16 protein-coding genes are annotated in these 16,433 nt (G+C 36.1%); all 16 read left to right on the forward strand.

Annotated features, from left to right (window positions below):
* Positions 1-145 precede the first annotated feature (145 nt).
* The 16 genes from rplS to flgB all read left to right on the forward strand — a co-directional run bounded on the left by rplS (position 146) and on the right by flgB (position 16,433).
* Complete coding sequence (gene rplS / locus AC3G7N_RS03635; protein WP_489420779.1) at positions 146-490, forward strand: 50S ribosomal protein L19; 345 nt, start codon at positions 146-148, stop codon at positions 488-490.
* A 92-nt stretch (positions 491-582) separates the two neighbouring features.
* Positions 583-1,143 carry a signal peptidase I gene (gene lepB, locus AC3G7N_RS03640; RefSeq protein WP_489420780.1) on the forward strand — a complete coding sequence of 187 codons (561 nt, stop codon included), beginning with the start codon at positions 583-585 and terminating at the stop codon, positions 1,141-1,143.
* Between the two features lie 64 nt (positions 1,144-1,207).
* Positions 1,208-2,053 carry a ribosome biogenesis GTPase YlqF gene (ylqF, locus tag AC3G7N_RS03645; RefSeq protein WP_489420781.1) on the forward strand — a complete coding sequence of 282 codons (846 nt, stop codon included), beginning with the start codon at positions 1,208-1,210 and terminating at the stop codon, positions 2,051-2,053.
* A gap of 180 nt (positions 2,054-2,233) precedes the next feature.
* Entirely contained in the window at positions 2,234-3,004 is a 771-nt protein-coding gene (gene rnhB, locus AC3G7N_RS03650; protein ID WP_489420782.1) for a ribonuclease HII, read from the forward strand.
* 16 nt (positions 3,005-3,020) lie between these two features.
* On the forward strand, positions 3,021-4,850 hold the full coding sequence (locus AC3G7N_RS03655) for a TP0910 N-terminal domain-containing protein (RefSeq protein ID WP_489420783.1): 1,830 nt from the start codon (positions 3,021-3,023) through the stop codon (positions 4,848-4,850).
* Positions 4,847-5,125 carry an EscU/YscU/HrcU family type III secretion system export apparatus switch protein gene (locus AC3G7N_RS03660; protein ID WP_489420784.1) on the forward strand — a complete coding sequence of 93 codons (279 nt, stop codon included), beginning with the start codon at positions 4,847-4,849 and terminating at the stop codon, positions 5,123-5,125. Before AC3G7N_RS03655 ends, AC3G7N_RS03660 begins: the two co-directional genes overlap by 4 nt.
* A gap of 262 nt (positions 5,126-5,387) precedes the next feature.
* Positions 5,388-6,548 (forward strand): ADP-forming succinate--CoA ligase subunit beta, encoded by a 1,161-nt coding sequence (gene sucC, locus AC3G7N_RS03665; protein WP_489420785.1) that lies wholly within the window; start codon positions 5,388-5,390, stop codon positions 6,546-6,548.
* Positions 6,549-6,810: 262 nt separating this feature from the next.
* Complete coding sequence (gene sucD / locus AC3G7N_RS03670; RefSeq protein WP_489420786.1) at positions 6,811-7,713, forward strand: succinate--CoA ligase subunit alpha; 903 nt, start codon at positions 6,811-6,813, stop codon at positions 7,711-7,713.
* Positions 7,714-7,858: 145 nt separating this feature from the next.
* Positions 7,859-8,686 carry a DNA-processing protein DprA gene (gene dprA, locus AC3G7N_RS03675; RefSeq protein ID WP_489420787.1) on the forward strand — a complete coding sequence of 276 codons (828 nt, stop codon included), beginning with the start codon at positions 7,859-7,861 and terminating at the stop codon, positions 8,684-8,686.
* A gap of 118 nt (positions 8,687-8,804) precedes the next feature.
* On the forward strand, positions 8,805-10,883 hold the full coding sequence (topA, locus tag AC3G7N_RS03680; protein ID WP_489420788.1) for a type I DNA topoisomerase: 2,079 nt from the start codon (positions 8,805-8,807) through the stop codon (positions 10,881-10,883).
* A gap of 381 nt (positions 10,884-11,264) precedes the next feature.
* Positions 11,265-11,579 (forward strand): hypothetical protein, encoded by a 315-nt coding sequence (locus tag AC3G7N_RS03685; RefSeq protein ID WP_489420789.1) that lies wholly within the window; start codon positions 11,265-11,267, stop codon positions 11,577-11,579.
* 414 nt (positions 11,580-11,993) lie between these two features.
* Positions 11,994-12,872 carry a tyrosine recombinase XerC gene (gene xerC / locus AC3G7N_RS03690; protein ID WP_489420852.1) on the forward strand — a complete coding sequence of 293 codons (879 nt, stop codon included), beginning with the start codon at positions 11,994-11,996 and terminating at the stop codon, positions 12,870-12,872.
* 21 nt (positions 12,873-12,893) lie between these two features.
* Positions 12,894-13,439, forward strand: a complete 546-nt coding sequence (gene hslV, locus AC3G7N_RS03695; RefSeq protein WP_089532584.1) for an ATP-dependent protease subunit HslV — start codon at positions 12,894-12,896, stop codon at positions 13,437-13,439.
* A gap of 20 nt (positions 13,440-13,459) precedes the next feature.
* Complete coding sequence (gene hslU / locus AC3G7N_RS03700; protein ID WP_489420790.1) at positions 13,460-14,857, forward strand: ATP-dependent protease ATPase subunit HslU; 1,398 nt, start codon at positions 13,460-13,462, stop codon at positions 14,855-14,857.
* 29 nt (positions 14,858-14,886) lie between these two features.
* On the forward strand, positions 14,887-15,666 hold the full coding sequence (gene codY, locus AC3G7N_RS03705) for a GTP-sensing pleiotropic transcriptional regulator CodY (protein ID WP_089532582.1): 780 nt from the start codon (positions 14,887-14,889) through the stop codon (positions 15,664-15,666).
* Positions 15,667-16,034: 368 nt separating this feature from the next.
* The gene (gene flgB / locus AC3G7N_RS03710) at positions 16,035-16,433 is read left to right on the forward strand and encodes a flagellar basal body rod protein FlgB (protein WP_489420791.1); all 399 of its coding nucleotides are present in this window, start codon (positions 16,035-16,037) and stop codon (positions 16,431-16,433) included.

A 16,433-nucleotide genomic window follows, 5' to 3' on the forward strand; every position in this document is an offset into this window, starting at 1 on the left:
GATAAATTGTTTTAAAAGTAGTTGAACTTGACATTCGTATATGGTATATTTATTGTTGTGTTTAAGTAGGATACTTAAGCTTTATAAACGATGTTCCGCTGTCCCTAGTGAGTTATGAGCATTGGTTTGGAAGGAGAGAAATATAATGCAAAAAATAATTGCAGATGTTACAAAAGAACAAATTCGCGCAGATCACCCTAACTTCCGCCCTGGTGACACCGTTAAGGTGCATGTGAAAGTTGTCGAAGGAACTCGTGAGCGTATTCAGGTATATGAAGGTGTTGTAATTAAACGCCAAAACGGTGGAATCAGCGAAACATTTACAGTAAGAAAAATTTCTTACGGTGTTGGTGTTGAACGTACATTCCCAATGCATTCACCTAGAATTGAAAAAATTGAAGTTTCAAGACGCGGTATCGTTCGTCGTGCGAAGCTTTATTATCTACGTAATCTACGTGGAAAAGCAGCTCGTATTAAAGAACGTCGTTAATAAAAGTAATAGTAAAGGAGCTTGGCATTGTATGCAGGCTCTTTTTTACTTTATCGTGTATACATATCTTAAATGTTTCGGAGGAAAGCGAAATGTCTAAACTGAAAAATGAATGGTTCGATTGGGCAAAAGCATTATTGATAGCTTTTGCGTTGGCCTTTATCGTTCGAATGTTCTTTTTTGCTCCAATTATAGTAGATGGACCTTCGATGCAACCCACATTACACAATCATGATCAAATGATTGTAAATAAATTCATCTATAATGTTAGTGAACCTGAAAGATTTGATATTATTGTGTTCCATGCTACACCAGAACAAGACTTTATTAAGCGGGTAATTGGTTTACCCGGCGAGCATGTGGCAGTGAGGGATGATGTTTTATATATTAATGACGAACCAATAAAAGAGACCTTTTTACAAGAAATTAAAAATAATAAAAAGCTTAATCAAACACTTACGGGTGATTTTCGACTAGAAGATCTGCCTGGAAGCTATGAAACAATACCAGAGGGATATATACTTGTCTTGGGGGACAATCGAAATAATTCAGCAGATAGCCGTGTATTAGGATTGATCCCACAAGACACAATTGTTGGTAAAACAGGTTTTATTTATTGGCCACTAGATCGATTTCAGATTTTAGACTTCTAAAATAAAATTTTCAGGACTAGAGCGAAAGACAAACAAAGTTTTTCCAGAAAGAATAGGTGATAACATGGCTATACAATGGTTTCCAGGACATATGGCAAAAGCACGTCGGCAAGTAGAGGAAAAATTAAAGCTCGTGGATTTTGTAATGGAATTGGTTGATGCACGAGCTCCGTTTTCCTCACAAAATCCAATGCTTCAACAAGTATTGCAAAGCAAACCCAAGATGATAATTTTAATGAAAAAAGACTTAGCTGATCAACGCATGACTGACAAGTGGATTGCTTATTTTCAAGAGAAAAATATTACAGCAATAGCAATCAATGTTAACGACAAAGGAGATATTCAAAAGGTTATCCATCATGCAAAAGCACTCGGGCAAGATAAAATGGATAAGCTTATGAAAAAAGGAATAAGACCAAGAGCTTCAAGAGCTATGATAGTTGGCATTCCTAATGTTGGAAAATCAACACTAATTAATCGACTCGCAAATAAAAAAGCAGCGAAAACTGGAGATCGTCCAGGAATAACAAAACAACAGCTATGGATTAAAGTGAAAAAGGACTTTGAATTATTAGACACACCAGGTATCTTGTGGCCTAAGTTTGAAGATGAGCTGGTGGGTTTACGATTAGCGGCGTTAGGTACAATAAAGGATCAATTATTATCACTTCAGGATATAACTGTATTCGTTATTAAGTATTTTCAAGAATATTATCCTACGCTACTTAAAGAACGTTATGAAATTGATCATGGGAAAGATGATATAGTGGAAATATTCGAGGCGATTGGAAAAAAACGCGGTTGCCTAGAAAGTGGCGGAACAGTTAATTTTGACAAGGTCGCAGATGTGGTTATCCAGGATTTACGTACAGGTAGGTTAGGAGCTATTACATTAGAATCCGTACAATAAAAATGGCATTGCATCTTAGGATGAATGCCTTTTTTTTACACTGACAGGATAAACTTTTGGTTTTTTAGTGGATATCAGTATAAGTTCAACTTAGGCTATTGCCATTAAAGCTTGGCAATAGCCAGGTTTTCTAAATAAACTACGAATTACTGTTAAACAAACCGATATAGAGGGTGACGTATGAAAAATAAAACTATCGCTGAAATTAAACAAATAATAGATGAAAATAACCTCTCAGATATGGAACGCTCGAATCTACAACGAGATCCTAGAAAAGGTGTACAAAATCTATGGAAAGCTTATGAACAGCGCCAGGAGAAAAAACAAGCATTAGAACTACATTTTTTGGAAATGTGTCAATATGAGCATGAAAATTATACAAACGGTTGTGAATTTATAGCTGGAATAGACGAGGCAGGAAGGGGGCCATTGGCTGGACCTGTAGTGGCCGCGGCGGTTATTTTACCGAGAAATTTTAAACTATTAGGGATTGATGATTCAAAACAATTAAATGAGCATAAACGTAATGAGTTTTTTACAATAATTAAAGACCAGGCTGTTAGTTTTGGGATATCAATTGTTAGTAATCAAAAAATTGACCAAGTAAATATTTATGAAGCAACAAAAATTGCGATGCGAGACGCTTTAAGTCAGCTAAATCCTAGTCCAGATCATGTTTTAATCGATGCTGTCCCACTAGAATCCCTCCCTTGTACCTCTGAATCTATTACAAAAGGGGATCAAAAAAGTATTACAATCGCGGCTGCAAGTATTTTAGCTAAAGTTACACGAGATACGATTATGAAAAAAATACATAAGGATTTTCCTTTCTATGATTTTAAGTCAAATATGGGATATGGCACAAAGCATCATATGGATGCGCTAAAACAACATGGTAGTACACCATTTCACAGGAAGTCATTTGCACCAGTAAGAAGCACAATTATTTGATAGGGAGGTGCCTCAGTTGAGCATACAAGACGTGCTGTCTAAACGATTGAGCAGTGCCAAAGTAAACCACGCACAGGCGTTCTTAAAGCCCGGACAGATTGTTCAAGGAAAAATTGTGAAGCTTTTTCCAAACAGTAAAGCACAAATTCAAATAGGTTCACAAAAAATGATTGCTCAATTAGAGGCCTCGTTGGCAATTGGAGAAAACTATCACTTTCAAGTAAAGATAAATGAAGATGTTACGCATTTAAAGGTTATTGGTGAACAGTTAAAACATAACATGAGCGACAATATGCAAAAGTTATTACAAGAATTAGGTATCAAAGCAACGAAAACGAAAATCTCTCTTATGCTGCAATTAACGCGTGATAAAATTCCATTTGATACAGAGCAACTGGTAAAAGCTTTTCAATTACTGGAGGGTGCTGCAAACAAAGCACAGGCACAGTCCGTGCTTAAGGATATGATCATACATAAATTACCAGTAACAGATTCGGTCTTTCAAGCCTTGTATACGAAATCAACAAGTGGATTTACTGATCAATTGAATAGGTTATTGCTGCAGTTAAAACAGGACACAAATCAAACACCTTTAAAGCAAACTTTAATCGAACGTTTGTCGATGCTAACCGAGCACACACAGTCAAATAAGGGAACATTAATTAAGCACATATTAACAGAGATAGGGTCTAATCAGGCAAATTTCTTAGAAACAGTAAAAACAATTGGGTTAGTTGATAAAAGGGTAAATTATTCTACATGGAAAACGGAGTGGCAAGGTTTTGCTAACAATAAATTTGGAAATGTCTCGGTACAAACTATCACGTTAACCAATCAACAATTAACTTCATTATCATTGCCATTTGAAATGAATCCATCAGAAGTGTTTTCTACATTGAGCAAGCTAGTAGAAAATAAGGGGATTTTAATGAAGCAAGCACAAGTGCTTTTACAACATTTTTCATCAGCAATTAATACAGCCAACATTCACCAAATTCCGTTATCTCCAGAGAATTTCTCACAATACAAATTACAAATTGAAACAAAATTACTACCCTTGTTACCAGATAAACAACAACAACTGGTTAGAACGCTTTTACAAAATAACGTTGCCTCAATAGGTCAATTACAAACAATGGTTAAGACACTTTCTCATGAGCAAACATATAAACAAATAGAGCAATTTGGGAAAAATACAAAACTAACTGACAATCTATTAGTTACGAAACCTCATGAGCAGTTTTTAGTTCAGTTAAAACAAATGCTTAATACAACTGGCTTAGCCCATGAATATTACGTTGCAAATGATTTGCCTGAACAACAGTCAGCTAACATTAAAACCATGGTATTACAACTTTTGCAACAAAGTGATGGCATGATAAATGATCGAGCTCAGCAGTTAATTCATTTTATTAATGGCATGCAAATACAATCAGTGAATGATACAACGAATTTTTTACAAGCAAGCCTTCAGATACCTGGGGAAAAGCTTGCTTTAGCCAAAGATTTACAACTTGAGTTTGAAGGAAAAAAAACAAAGTCAGGTAAAATTGATTCTTCGTATTGTCGAATTTTGTTTTATCTAGATTTAACCAATTTGAAAGAGACAGTTATTGATATGAACATTCAGAAACGAGCAGTTGCTGTTACCATATTCAATGACGATATTTCAATTTCAGATCACTCCCACGCATTAAAACCGATTCTAAAAGAAGGTCTAGAAGCGCTTGATTATTATTTATCGACAATTACTGTGAAACCACTAAAGCAAATGAATATGGAAAAAGAAACAGCAACGAGAAGAATGGAAACCGATTCCTTTCAGGAGGTTGATTATCGAATATGAAAGGAAACAGAACGAAAGCTGCAGCACTTAAATACGACCAGAAGCAAGATCAAGTACCAACGATTGCGGCCTCAGGTAAAGGAATTATTGCAGAAAATATTATTGAAAAGGCAAAGAAAAATAATGTTCCAATGATTGAGGATGCAACCCTTGTTGAATTATTAGCTGAATTAAATATAAATGAAACCATACCAGAGGAATTATATCAAGCAGTTGCAGAAGTGTTTGCATTTGTTTATCGTGCGGACAAGAAAGTAAATTCTACAAAAGAATAATACTAATTTTCGACAACAAAGCTCGCTTTTCTCTTGATCTAGCTACGGCGCCCCATTGGCTAGTGCCCTTCAGGACTCCTCCTTGCGATAAGTCAACATCGATTCGCTACGATCATCGTGTTTCCTTTATCTCATACGGAGCCTTCCAGGTCATACGCCAATTAACGGGCGCCTCCGCTTTTCTTTATTTCTTTATTCCTTGTGAAATTTGTTGTTTTTTAATACAATGGGAATGCAGTGAATTTTGATGGGAGGATAAAAGATGAACATTCATGAGTATCAAGGCAAAGAAATTTTGCGAAGCTATGGTGTAAATGTTCCAACTGGACATGTTGCATATACAGTGGACGAAGCTGTAGAAGCTGCTGAGAAACTAGGGTCGGCTGTGACTGTAGTTAAAGCACAAATTCATGCTGGTGGGCGTGGTAAAGCCGGTGGAGTGAAGATTGCGAAAAACTTAGACGAAGTGCGTACATATGCTGATGAAATTTTAGGTAAAACACTAGTAACGCATCAGACTGGTCCTGAAGGTAAGGAAGTTAAACGCTTGCTTATTGAAGAAGGGTGCGACATTAAGAAGGAATATTATGTAGGACTTGTTCTTGACCGTGCAACTTCAGCTGTTGTTATGATGGCGTCAGAAGAAGGCGGAACAGAAATTGAAGAAGTGGCTGAAGAAACGCCTGAAAAAATCTTTAAAGAAGTTATTGATCCGGTAGTAGGACTTTCAGGATATCAAGCTCGTAGACTAGCATTTAATATTAATATCCCTGATGAATTAATCGGAAAAGCGGTTAAATTTATGATGGGTCTTTACCAAGCGTTTGTTGAGAAGGATTGCTCGATTGCAGAAATAAATCCTCTAGTTACAACGGGTGATGGTGAAGTATTAGCATTAGATGCGAAGTTGAACTTTGATGACAATGCACTTTTCCGTCAAAAGGACGTACAGAATTTCCGTGACTTAGACGAAGAAGACGCGAAAGAAGTCGAAGCATCTAAATATGATCTAAGCTATATTTCCTTAGATGGAAATATTGGTTGTATGGTTAATGGTGCGGGTCTAGCAATGTCTACAATGGATATCATTAAACATTATGGTGGCGACCCCGCTAACTTCCTTGATGTGGGGGGCGGTGCAACTGCTGAAAAAGTTACAGAAGCATTTAAAATCATTTTGTCCGATCCCAATGTAAAAGGTATTTTTGTTAATATTTTCGGTGGAATCATGAAATGTGACGTTATTGCTGAAGGTGTTGTAGAAGCAACAAAACAAGTTGGTCTTGAAATTCCATTAGTTGTGCGTTTAGAAGGTACAAACGTTGATTTAGGTAAGAAAATATTAAATGAATCAGGCCTAAATATTACTTCAGCTGACTCTATGGCTGATGGCGCTGAAAAAATCGTTTCAATGGTGAAATAAAAGCGGAAACGACTTGTTCAGCGGCGTATGGACTGTGCCCACGCAACGTGGGTAGTTCGAAGTTGCTCATGCTTTGTGGCGGTTTTAATCGAACAAACCTTCCAAATGAGATATAGGCAAGCCAAAGCGACTTTTCTTTTGAGCTTGACTTATCGAAGACACGAGGAAGGAAGTCCTATAGAAGCTAGTCGTTGAAGCTAGATAATAACCAACTGACTGAATGAGAAAACGTATAAAGATTGCGTAGAAAGGACGGACGAAAATGAGTGTATATGTTAATAAAGATACAAAAGTAATTGTCCAGGGAATAACTGGTGGTACAGCTAGATTCCATACCAAACAAATGCTTGAATATGGTACAAAAATCGTTGGCGGTGTAACACCTAAAAAAGGCGGTACAGAGGTTGAAGGAGTACCTGTATTTAACACGGTAAAAGACGCTGTTGATGAAACAGGTGCTAATGCATCTGTAATTTACGTTCCTGCTCCATTCGCTGCAGATGCTATCATAGAAGCAGTAGATGCAGGACTTGATCTTGCTATTTGTATTACTGAGCATATTCCAGTATTGGATATGGTTAAAGTAAAACGTTATATGGAAGGCAAGAAAACACGTTTAGTTGGACCAAACTGTCCTGGTGTAATCACACCTGACGAATGTAAGATTGGTATCATGCCTGGTTATATTCATAAAAAAGGTCATATCGGAGTTGTTTCACGTTCTGGAACATTAACATACGAAGCGGTACATCAATTATCTGAAGCAGGTTATGGTCAATCTACTGCTGTTGGAATTGGCGGAGACCCTGTTAATGGAACAGATTTTATCGATGTATTAACTGCATTCAATGATGATTCAGAAACAGAAGCAGTAATCATGATTGGTGAAATCGGTGGTACTGCTGAAGAAGAAGCAGCCGAATGGGTAAAAGCAAATATGAAAAAGCCTGTAGTAGGCTTCATCGGTGGTGCAACTGCACCTCCAGGTAAACGTATGGGACACGCTGGTGCAATCATTTCGGGTGGTAAAGGTACTGCTGATGAAAAAATCCGTGTTATGAATGAATGCGGAATTCAAGTTGCAGAAACACCTGCCGTTATGGGTGAAACAATGATCAGCGTATTAAAAGAAAATAACTTACTAGATAAATGTAAAACACATTAAGTAATAAAAAGGTTTTAGACAAGGGAACTCAATAATACTATTGGGTTCCTTATTTTAAAAGGGAAGTGATTAATTGTTGTCATTACGTAATCGAATCATCCATCTCCACCGATGTAGAGGCATTACAAGGCGGTCTATTAAGCGAATGCTTGCTATTGATCCCTCACTCGCTACTATTTATAATCTGACCTCCTCCCAGATCAGTCAGCAATTTTTTATTCCTCAAACACATGCAAAACCACTTCATCAAGATCTTCATAATCGTACACTTCAAAAAGATATAGAAAGAGATATTGATACCTACACCATCCTCACAGTAGTTGACGAGTCCTATCCCATTGTGTTAAAAACAATAAAAGATCCACCTCTTGTGTTATATACACGTGGTGATGTGTCACTTTTACAGGATACACCAGCTTTAAGTGTAATCGGAACAAGGTTTCCATCACGAAATGCCTTGACTAAAATGAACCTTATTTTGCCAAAACTTATTGAAGAAAAATGGATAATTATAAGTGGCATGGCAATGGGAATAGATAGCTACGCCCACCAATTTGCACTAGGTAATAAAGGGAAGACCATTGCAGTATTAGGGGGCGGTTTTCATCATATTTACCCAAAGCAAAATGTCACATTGTTTGACCAACTAAGCAATAAAGGCTTAGTATTATCAGAGTACCCTCCAAGCCAACGACCAGCACGGTTTCATTTCCCTGAACGAAATCGCATTATAAGTGGTTTAAGTTTTGGGACCTTAGTTATTGAGGCGAAAGAAAAAAGTGGTACACTCATTACAGTTAACCAGGCATTAGATCAAGGAAGAGAAGTTTATGCTATTCCTGACTCCCCAACTATCCCTGAATCAATTGGTTGCAATCAGATGATACAGGATGGTGCCAAGCTAGTAATTAAACCGGATGACATCTTAGAAGACTGGGATGTGGCCAAAGAAATTTGGATTAATAAAAAATAAATAGTTTTTAAAATTAAAAAGTGTAAATAGCATGTTTGACAAATAAGGGGTATATATTTACTATTAGTAAAGATTTCAACTTAAATACTGAGGACCTCATTTCTAGGAGGATGAATGAATGTCAGATTATCTTGTAATCGTTGAATCGCCTGCTAAGGCAAAAACGATTGAGCGATACTTAGGAAAGAAATATAAAGTAAAAGCTTCTATGGGGCATGTTCGTGATTTACCTAAAAGCCAAATGGGCGTTGATACCGAAGACGAATTTAAACCAAAATATATAACAATCCGTGGGAAAGGCGATGTACTTAAATCGCTTAAGACTGCAGCAAAGAAAGCTAAAAAAGTATATCTTGCAGCCGATCCAGACAGAGAAGGAGAGGCTATTGCGTGGCATTTAGCACATAGTCTTGGTATTGATGAGACTTCTCAATGTCGAGTGGTTTTTAATGAAATCACAAAGGATGCAATAAAGGAATCCTTTAAACACCCTAGATCCATTAATACAGACTTAGTAAATGCGCAACAGGCAAGAAGAATTTTGGACCGGTTAGTGGGTTATAATATTAGTCCTTTACTTTGGAAAAAGGTGAAAAAAGGACTAAGTGCAGGTCGTGTTCAATCAGTAGCAGTTAAAATGATCATGGATCGTGAAAAAGAAATAGAAAGCTTTACACCTGAAGAATACTGGTCAATTGAAACAAATTTCACGAAAGATAAAGATACTTTTGAAGGTTCCTTTTATGGAATCGATAAGAAAAAGAAAGAATTAAAAACAGAAGATGATGTAAAAAAAATACTTGAACAATTAGAAGGAAAAAACTTTACTGTTGATAAGGTAAATAAAAGGGAAAGGAAACGAAATCCTGCAGTACCCTTTACTACATCTTCAATCCAACAGGAAGCGGCACGAAAATTAAATTTCCGGGCTAAAAAGACGATGATGGTTGCGCAACAATTATACGAAGGTATTGACTTAGGGAAAAAAGCTGGTGGAATAACAGGTTTAATTACCTATATGCGTACCGATTCGACCCGTATATCTGAAACTGCTAAATCAGAAGCGAAAGATTATATTGTGGAAAAGCACGGTAAAGAATATGTCGGTCAAACAAAAGCTGTAAAACAGAAAGAAGGAGCTCAAGATGCCCATGAGGCAATAAGACCCACTTCTGTAATGCACGATCCTAAATCGTTAAAAGCAATATTTTCAAAGGATCAATATAAGCTTTATAAATTAATATGGGAACGATTTGTATCAAGCCAAATGGCACCGGCAGTTATGGATACGATGACTGTCCATTTATTAAATAATGGAATTGAGTTTCGTGCTACCGGTTCAAAAGTTAAATTTAAAGGATTTATGTCTGTTTATATTGAAGGTACAGATGATAAAAAGAAAGAAGAAAACAAGTATTTACCTGATTTAAAAGAAGGTATGGAAGTAACGGCTAATGATATCAATCCGGATCAGCATTTCACACAGCCACCTCCAAGATACACGGAAGCGAGACTAGTAAGAGCGATGGAAGAACAAGGAATTGGACGACCGTCAACATTTGCTCCAACTCTGGATACAATTCAGCGTAGGGGATATGTAAGCATTGATAATAAGCGATTTATTCCAACTGAATTGGGAGGTATCGTGATAGAATTACTCCAGGAATTTTTCCCGGAAATAATCGACGTTGACTTCACTGTGAAAATGGAAGGTGATCTGGACTCTATTGAAGATGGCAAAAACAATTGGGTATCCATTTTAGATGGATTCTATGTAGATTTTAACAAACGTCTAGAAGTAGCAGAAAAAGAAATGGAAAAAATTGAAATTAAAGATGAACCAGCTGGAATTGATTGCGAAAATTGCGGACATGAGATGGTTTACAAAATGGGGCGCTATGGAAAATTTCTTGCGTGCTCTAATTTTCCAGAGTGCAGAAATACAAAACCAATTTTAAAAGAAATTGGTGTTAAATGCCCGAAATGTAATGAAGGAAATGTAGTAGAAAGAAAATCTAAAAAGAAACGTACATTTTTTGGATGTGATCGATTCCCAGAATGTGATTTTGTTTCATGGGATAAACCAATTTCAAGACCATGTCCAAAGTGTGAATCATTGCTAGTAGAAAAGAAAAGTAAGAAAGAGACACAGATTCAATGTACAAACTGTGATTACAAGGAAAAGACACAAAACTAAAATTGAACACTGAAAGCAGCAAAGCATTGTAGAACTGTTCATAACGAGCAGTTCTTTTTTGTTTCACTGTGCTTTTCTTAAAAAAGCAAGCAAAGTATAGATTTTGACGTTTATTTGTCTAGCTCCAGCCCCCAGCGACTAGTGGACTTCCTTCATCCCCTTCGTGTGGATAAGTCAACATCGCTTCGCTTACGCTTACCGTGTTTCCGTTATCTCCTGTGGAAAGAATGTTCGATTAAAACCGCCACAAAGCATGAGCAACTTCGAACTACCCACGTTGCGTGGGCACGGTCCATACCTCACTAAACGGGTGCCTATGCTTTTCTTATAAGTTTTAACTTCAATGAAAAGGGTAAATTACTTAGGTAGGAGGTATTAATGATGAGTGAAAAAAAACAATACTTTGTAACTGTTGATACAGAAGATATCCGTGAAATGTCAATTCCTGATAGTGGTGTTGAATATGAGATCACTGCTAATGCCGAAGAAATTAAAGAAATTGAAATGTTATTTATGGAGAAAAGAAAAAATGGGAAACAAGCGATTGAATATATAAGTAAACCATTTGATGAATGGGGTGCAGATGATGAAAGAAACAAATATGATTACTATTTAGTTAGAATTTATCAAAAATTATATGACCTTGGTACTACAACTACTAAAGAAAAAATTAATGAAATAGGGTTATTAAAATAATTTTTTGTCAATAAATAATAAATATAGAAACTCCCCTTCACATTTAATTAAGCTTTGTAAATTTTTTCGAATACTTTAATTGTTGAAGATTGACTATTATATTCGAAAAAGATATAATTACGATTTGGAAAGCTTATTTACTTGACAGTAATGGAGGGGAGTCAATTATGGGCATTAATTAGTTACGATCTTTTTTTGTCCGTATACTCTAAGTTCATTAAATGTTCACGTGATTAAATACAGAAATAACAGGCTGGACGCGAAGAGTATAACAGTATAAGAATTAGGGTCAATTCTGAATTTTGTTACAATTTTGTTAAATTTATTGCGCTACGCTATGGAATGTGATATGATTTATTCGCTGATTAACGGGGTGACGTATTGTATCATTTAAAACAATATAACGAAGCATTCATGGAATATTTACAAATTGAAAAAAACGCGTCTCCATATACTGTAAAATATTATCTGAATGATCTGGAAACTTTTCATCAATTTTTAAATGCTGAAGGAATTGAAGACCTTTCTGATGTTGATTACCGTTCAGTTCGTGTTCTTTTAACTTCTTTATACGACAAGAATTTAAGTAGACGCACTGTATCGAGATTAATTTCCAGTATGCGCAGTTTTTATCGATTTTTAGAACGAGAGGATAAAGTTCCTAGCAACCCTTTTCTTCAAGTGACTTTACCAAAGGCTACAAAACCGATTCCCGGATTCATGTATCAGGAGGAACTTGAGAAATTGTTTGAAGTGAATGATATGAGTGATCCTTTGGGTCAGCGCAATCAAGCATTACTAGAAACGTTCTATGCTACTGGAATTCGGGTGAGCGAATGTCAACAGCTAACACTTCAAGATATTGATTTTACTATAGGCACAATGCTTATACATGGTAAAGGTAGAAAAGAACGATATGTACCATTTGGTCGCTTTGCGGAAATCGCATTGGAAACATATATGAATGAAGGCAGAAAAACACTACTTAAAAAGTCTAATGATGTCTCAACAAAAGCTGTATTTCTAAATGCAAAGGGCATGCCTTTAGCTGTAAGAGGAATGCGCCTCATCTTAACGAAAATGGTAGAAAAAGCTTCATTAACTATACATGTTCATCCACATAAATTACGTCATACATTTGCAACACATATGTTAAATGAGGGTGCTGATCTTAGAACCGTTCAAGAGTTGTTAGGGCATGAAAGCTTATCTTCAACCCAAATTTATACGCATGTAACAAAGGATCATTTGAAAAATGTGTATATGAAGGCTCATCCTAGAGCCAATAATTAATTAGATTATGAGGTGATGCAGGTGTCAAATGAGATGCATGCAACAACAATTTTCGCAGTTGCACACAAGGGACAATGTGCAATGAGTGGAGATGGTCAGGTTACTCTAGGAAATTCAGTTGTAATGAAACATAAAGCACGTAAAGTACGTACATTGTTTAATGGGCAAGTGTTAGCTGGGTTTGCTGGTTCTGTAGCAGATGCTTTTACTCTCTTTGAAAAATTCGAAAGCAAGCTTGAAACCTATAATGGTAATTTAGCTAGGGCATCTGTGGAACTTGCAAAAGAATGGCGTAGTGATAAAGTTTTACGAAAATTAGAAGCTATGCTCATTGTCATGAACAAGGAAAACATGTTTCTAGTATCCGGAACTGGTGAAGTAATTGAACCCGATGATGGTATTTTAGCTATTGGTTCAGGTGGAAACTACGCTTTAAGTGCTGGTCGATCATTAGTACGATATTCGGAAAACCTAACTGCTAAAGAAATAGCACATGCAGCACTTACAATTGCAGGTGAAATATGTGTCTTTACAAATGACCAGATTACACTTGAGGTACTTGAGTAATAAGGAGGCCTTGTAAACCTATGGGAAATGATTATACTCCAAAGCAAATTGTGGAGCAACTCGATCAATATATTATTGGCCAAAAGCAAGCTAAAAAGTCAGTTGCTGTAGCGCTGCGAAATCGTTATCGTCGTATGAAGTTAGATGATTCAATAAAAGATGAAATTGTGCCAAAGAATATTTTAATGATTGGTCCAACTGGTGTCGGTAAAACAGAAATAGCCAGAAGGTTAGCCAAATTAGTAGGAGCTCCTTTTATTAAAATTGAAGCGACAAAATTTACTGAAGTGGGATATGTTGGCCGTGATGTAGAATCGATGGTACGGGATTTAGTTGAAATGTCTATTCGAATGGTTCGGGAAGAAAAGATGGTTGAAGTAAAAGAAAAAGCAGAACAAGAGGCTAATGTAAAGCTAGTTCAGTTATTAGTACCTCAAGTCAAAAAGGATACAACTAATAAAAATCCGTTTGAAATGCTTTTTTCAAATCATTCTTCCGATGATGACGAAGATGAAAAAGATAGCGAAAGTAACGAAGAGGTTAGGAATAAAAGACAACGTACCGAACAAAAGCTAGCGCTTGGTGAGTTAGAAAATCATATGGTCCAGGTAGAAATTGAGGAAATGCCACCATCTATGTTTGACATGTTACAAGGCTCGGGAATGGAGCAAATGGGCATGAATATGCAAGACGCTTTTGGGCAGTTTATGCCAAAGAAAAAGAAAAAGCGTAAATTATCAGTATCAGAAGCCAGAAAGGTTTTAACCCAGCAAGAGGCACAAAAATTAGTAGACATGGAAGAAGTAGCTCAAGAAGCTATTTCTCGCTCAGAACAATCAGGTATTATTTTCGTTGATGAAATTGACAAAGTGGTTGCAAAACAGGATAATTCTGCAAATGTTTCCCGAGAAGGGGTACAGCGTGACATTTTGCCAATCGTGGAAGGATCTACTGTTGTGACTAAACATGGGTCAGTTAAGACAGATCATATGTTATTTATTGCAGCAGGGGCATTTCATATGGCAAAACCGTCTGATTTAATTCCAGAGCTTCAAGGAAGATTTCCAATTCGAGTGGAATTAGAAAAGTTAACGGTCAGTGATTTCAAACGAATTTTACTTGAACCATCCAATGCATTACTTAAGCAATATCAGGCAATGATGAAAACAGAAGGTATAAATGTACTATTTACCGACGAAGCTGTAGATAAATTAGCAGAAGTGGCTTTTGAAGTAAATCAAGACACGGATAATATTGGCGCACGTCGCTTACACACTATTTTAGAAAAGTTAATGGAGGATTTATCATTTGAGGCTCCAGACATCACGATGGATAAAATTGAGATCACATCGGAATATGTTGATAAAAAACTAAGTTCTATTGTGAAGAATAGGGATCTAAGCCAATTTATACTATAAATTAAACTATTGAATGGAGGATTATTAGCATGGAATTATTAAATCGCGCAAGAAAAATTAATGCAATGCTACAAAAAGCAACAGGAAAATCGGTGGATTTCAATGAGATGTCAGCATCACTTAGGGATGTTATCAAAGGTAATGTCTTTATCTTAAGCCGTCGTGGAAAACTACTAGGTTTTGCAATCAATCAGGAGATTGAAAATGATCGCATGAAATCGATGCTAGAAGAAAGACAGTTTCCAGAAGAATATACCCAAGGGTTATTTTCAATCTATGAAACAACTCCAAACTTGGATATCAACAGTTCATTTACTGCTTTTCCAGTTGAAAACCGTGAATTATTTCAAAGCGGTTTGACTACTATTGTTCCAATTATTGGTGGTGGAGATCGTCTTGGTACCTTAGTCTTAAGTAGATTGGAAGAAAGCTTTAGTGATGATGATTTACTTTTAGCTGAGTACGGTGCAACAGTTGTAGGAATGGAAATTCTGCATGAAAAAACAGAAGAAATCGAAATTGAAGCCCGTAGCAAAGCGGTTGTGCAAATGGCAATCAGTTCACTATCTTACAGCGAACTTGAAGCAATCGATCATATCTTTGAAGAATTAAATGGTAACGAAGGATTACTAGTAGCAAGTAAAATTGCAGACCGTGTTGGGATAACTCGATCTGTCATCGTAAACGCATTACGCAAGCTAGAAAGTGCGGGTGTTATTGAATCTCGTTCATTAGGAATGAAGGGAACATACATTAAAGTATTGAACAACAAATTCTTAGTTGAACTTGAAAAATTACGCTCAAGATAAAATCAAAAGTTGTAGTGATCCAGTAGAACAAGGATAGAAGAGATAAAGGAATAAGGAATCAAAAAGGCTAGTAATAGTAGCCTTTTTGATTCCTTTTTTATTTGTTTAATATAGAAAGACGTTAATAGTTATTACTTTAATTATAGGGTATTTATACCTATTCTATTTGTAATAGAATAAATGAAATATAATTAACATCTGAAAAATAGGTATATAGAACTGGTTAATATTAACTATTTTAATTTCCCAAGTCGTAATATGTCGAAATTTCATAGACATTACTTCCAGTATAATTTACAATATTCGTAAGTGTTCTTAAAAATGTGTCCGTTATAAAATTAACAATGTATGGAAATGGAGGAAAAATTATGGGATTATTCGGGGGAACTATAAGCACATTAGAAAATTCTCTTGATTATGCAACCGCTAAAAATCGGGTCATATCAAACAATGTAGCAAATGTGGATACACCAAATTACAATGCGAAAGAAGTTGTTTTTAAGAATGTGTTGAATGATGCCATATCAGGCTCGTTAGAAGCTAAGCGAACTAACCCTAAACATCTGCCTTTTTCCATGGAATCTTCTAGTCATGCATATCAAACAAAAACCTTAACCAATACCATGTATAATCATAACGGAAATAATGTTGATATAGATAAAGAAATGTCCGAGTTAGCGAAAAATCAAATCTATTATCAAGGTTTGGTAGATAGGTTAAGTGGTAAATTCAGTAGTTTACAAACTGTTATTAGAGGAGGTAGGTAG

The sequence above is a fragment of the Virgibacillus carmonensis genome, from assembly GCF_057836705.1.

What these genes read in the sequence shown, in the direction of transcription:
- rplS (WP_489420779.1), top strand. Translation starts at nt 146, where the DNA reads ATGCAAAAAATAATTGCAGATGTTACAAAAGAACAAATTCGCGCAGAT.
- lepB (WP_489420780.1), top strand. Translation starts at nt 583, where the DNA reads ATGTCTAAACTGAAAAATGAATGGTTCGATTGGGCAAAAGCATTATTG.
- ylqF (WP_489420781.1), top strand. Translation starts at nt 1,208, where the DNA reads ATGGCTATACAATGGTTTCCAGGACATATGGCAAAAGCACGTCGGCAA.
- rnhB (WP_489420782.1), top strand. Translation starts at nt 2,234, where the DNA reads ATGAAAAATAAAACTATCGCTGAAATTAAACAAATAATAGATGAAAAT.
- AC3G7N_RS03660 (WP_489420784.1), top strand. Translation starts at nt 4,847, where the DNA reads ATGAAAGGAAACAGAACGAAAGCTGCAGCACTTAAATACGACCAGAAG.
- sucC (WP_489420785.1), top strand. Translation starts at nt 5,388, where the DNA reads ATGAACATTCATGAGTATCAAGGCAAAGAAATTTTGCGAAGCTATGGT.
- sucD (WP_489420786.1), top strand. Translation starts at nt 6,811, where the DNA reads ATGAGTGTATATGTTAATAAAGATACAAAAGTAATTGTCCAGGGAATA.
- dprA (WP_489420787.1), top strand. Translation starts at nt 7,859, where the DNA reads ATGCTTGCTATTGATCCCTCACTCGCTACTATTTATAATCTGACCTCC.
- topA (WP_489420788.1), top strand. Translation starts at nt 8,805, where the DNA reads ATGTCAGATTATCTTGTAATCGTTGAATCGCCTGCTAAGGCAAAAACG.
- AC3G7N_RS03685 (WP_489420789.1), top strand. Translation starts at nt 11,265, where the DNA reads ATGAGTGAAAAAAAACAATACTTTGTAACTGTTGATACAGAAGATATC.
- xerC (WP_489420852.1), top strand. Translation starts at nt 11,994, where the DNA reads ATGGAATATTTACAAATTGAAAAAAACGCGTCTCCATATACTGTAAAA.
- hslU (WP_489420790.1), top strand. Translation starts at nt 13,460, where the DNA reads ATGGGAAATGATTATACTCCAAAGCAAATTGTGGAGCAACTCGATCAA.
- codY (WP_089532582.1), top strand. Translation starts at nt 14,887, where the DNA reads ATGGAATTATTAAATCGCGCAAGAAAAATTAATGCAATGCTACAAAAA.
- flgB (WP_489420791.1), top strand. Translation starts at nt 16,035, where the DNA reads ATGGGATTATTCGGGGGAACTATAAGCACATTAGAAAATTCTCTTGAT.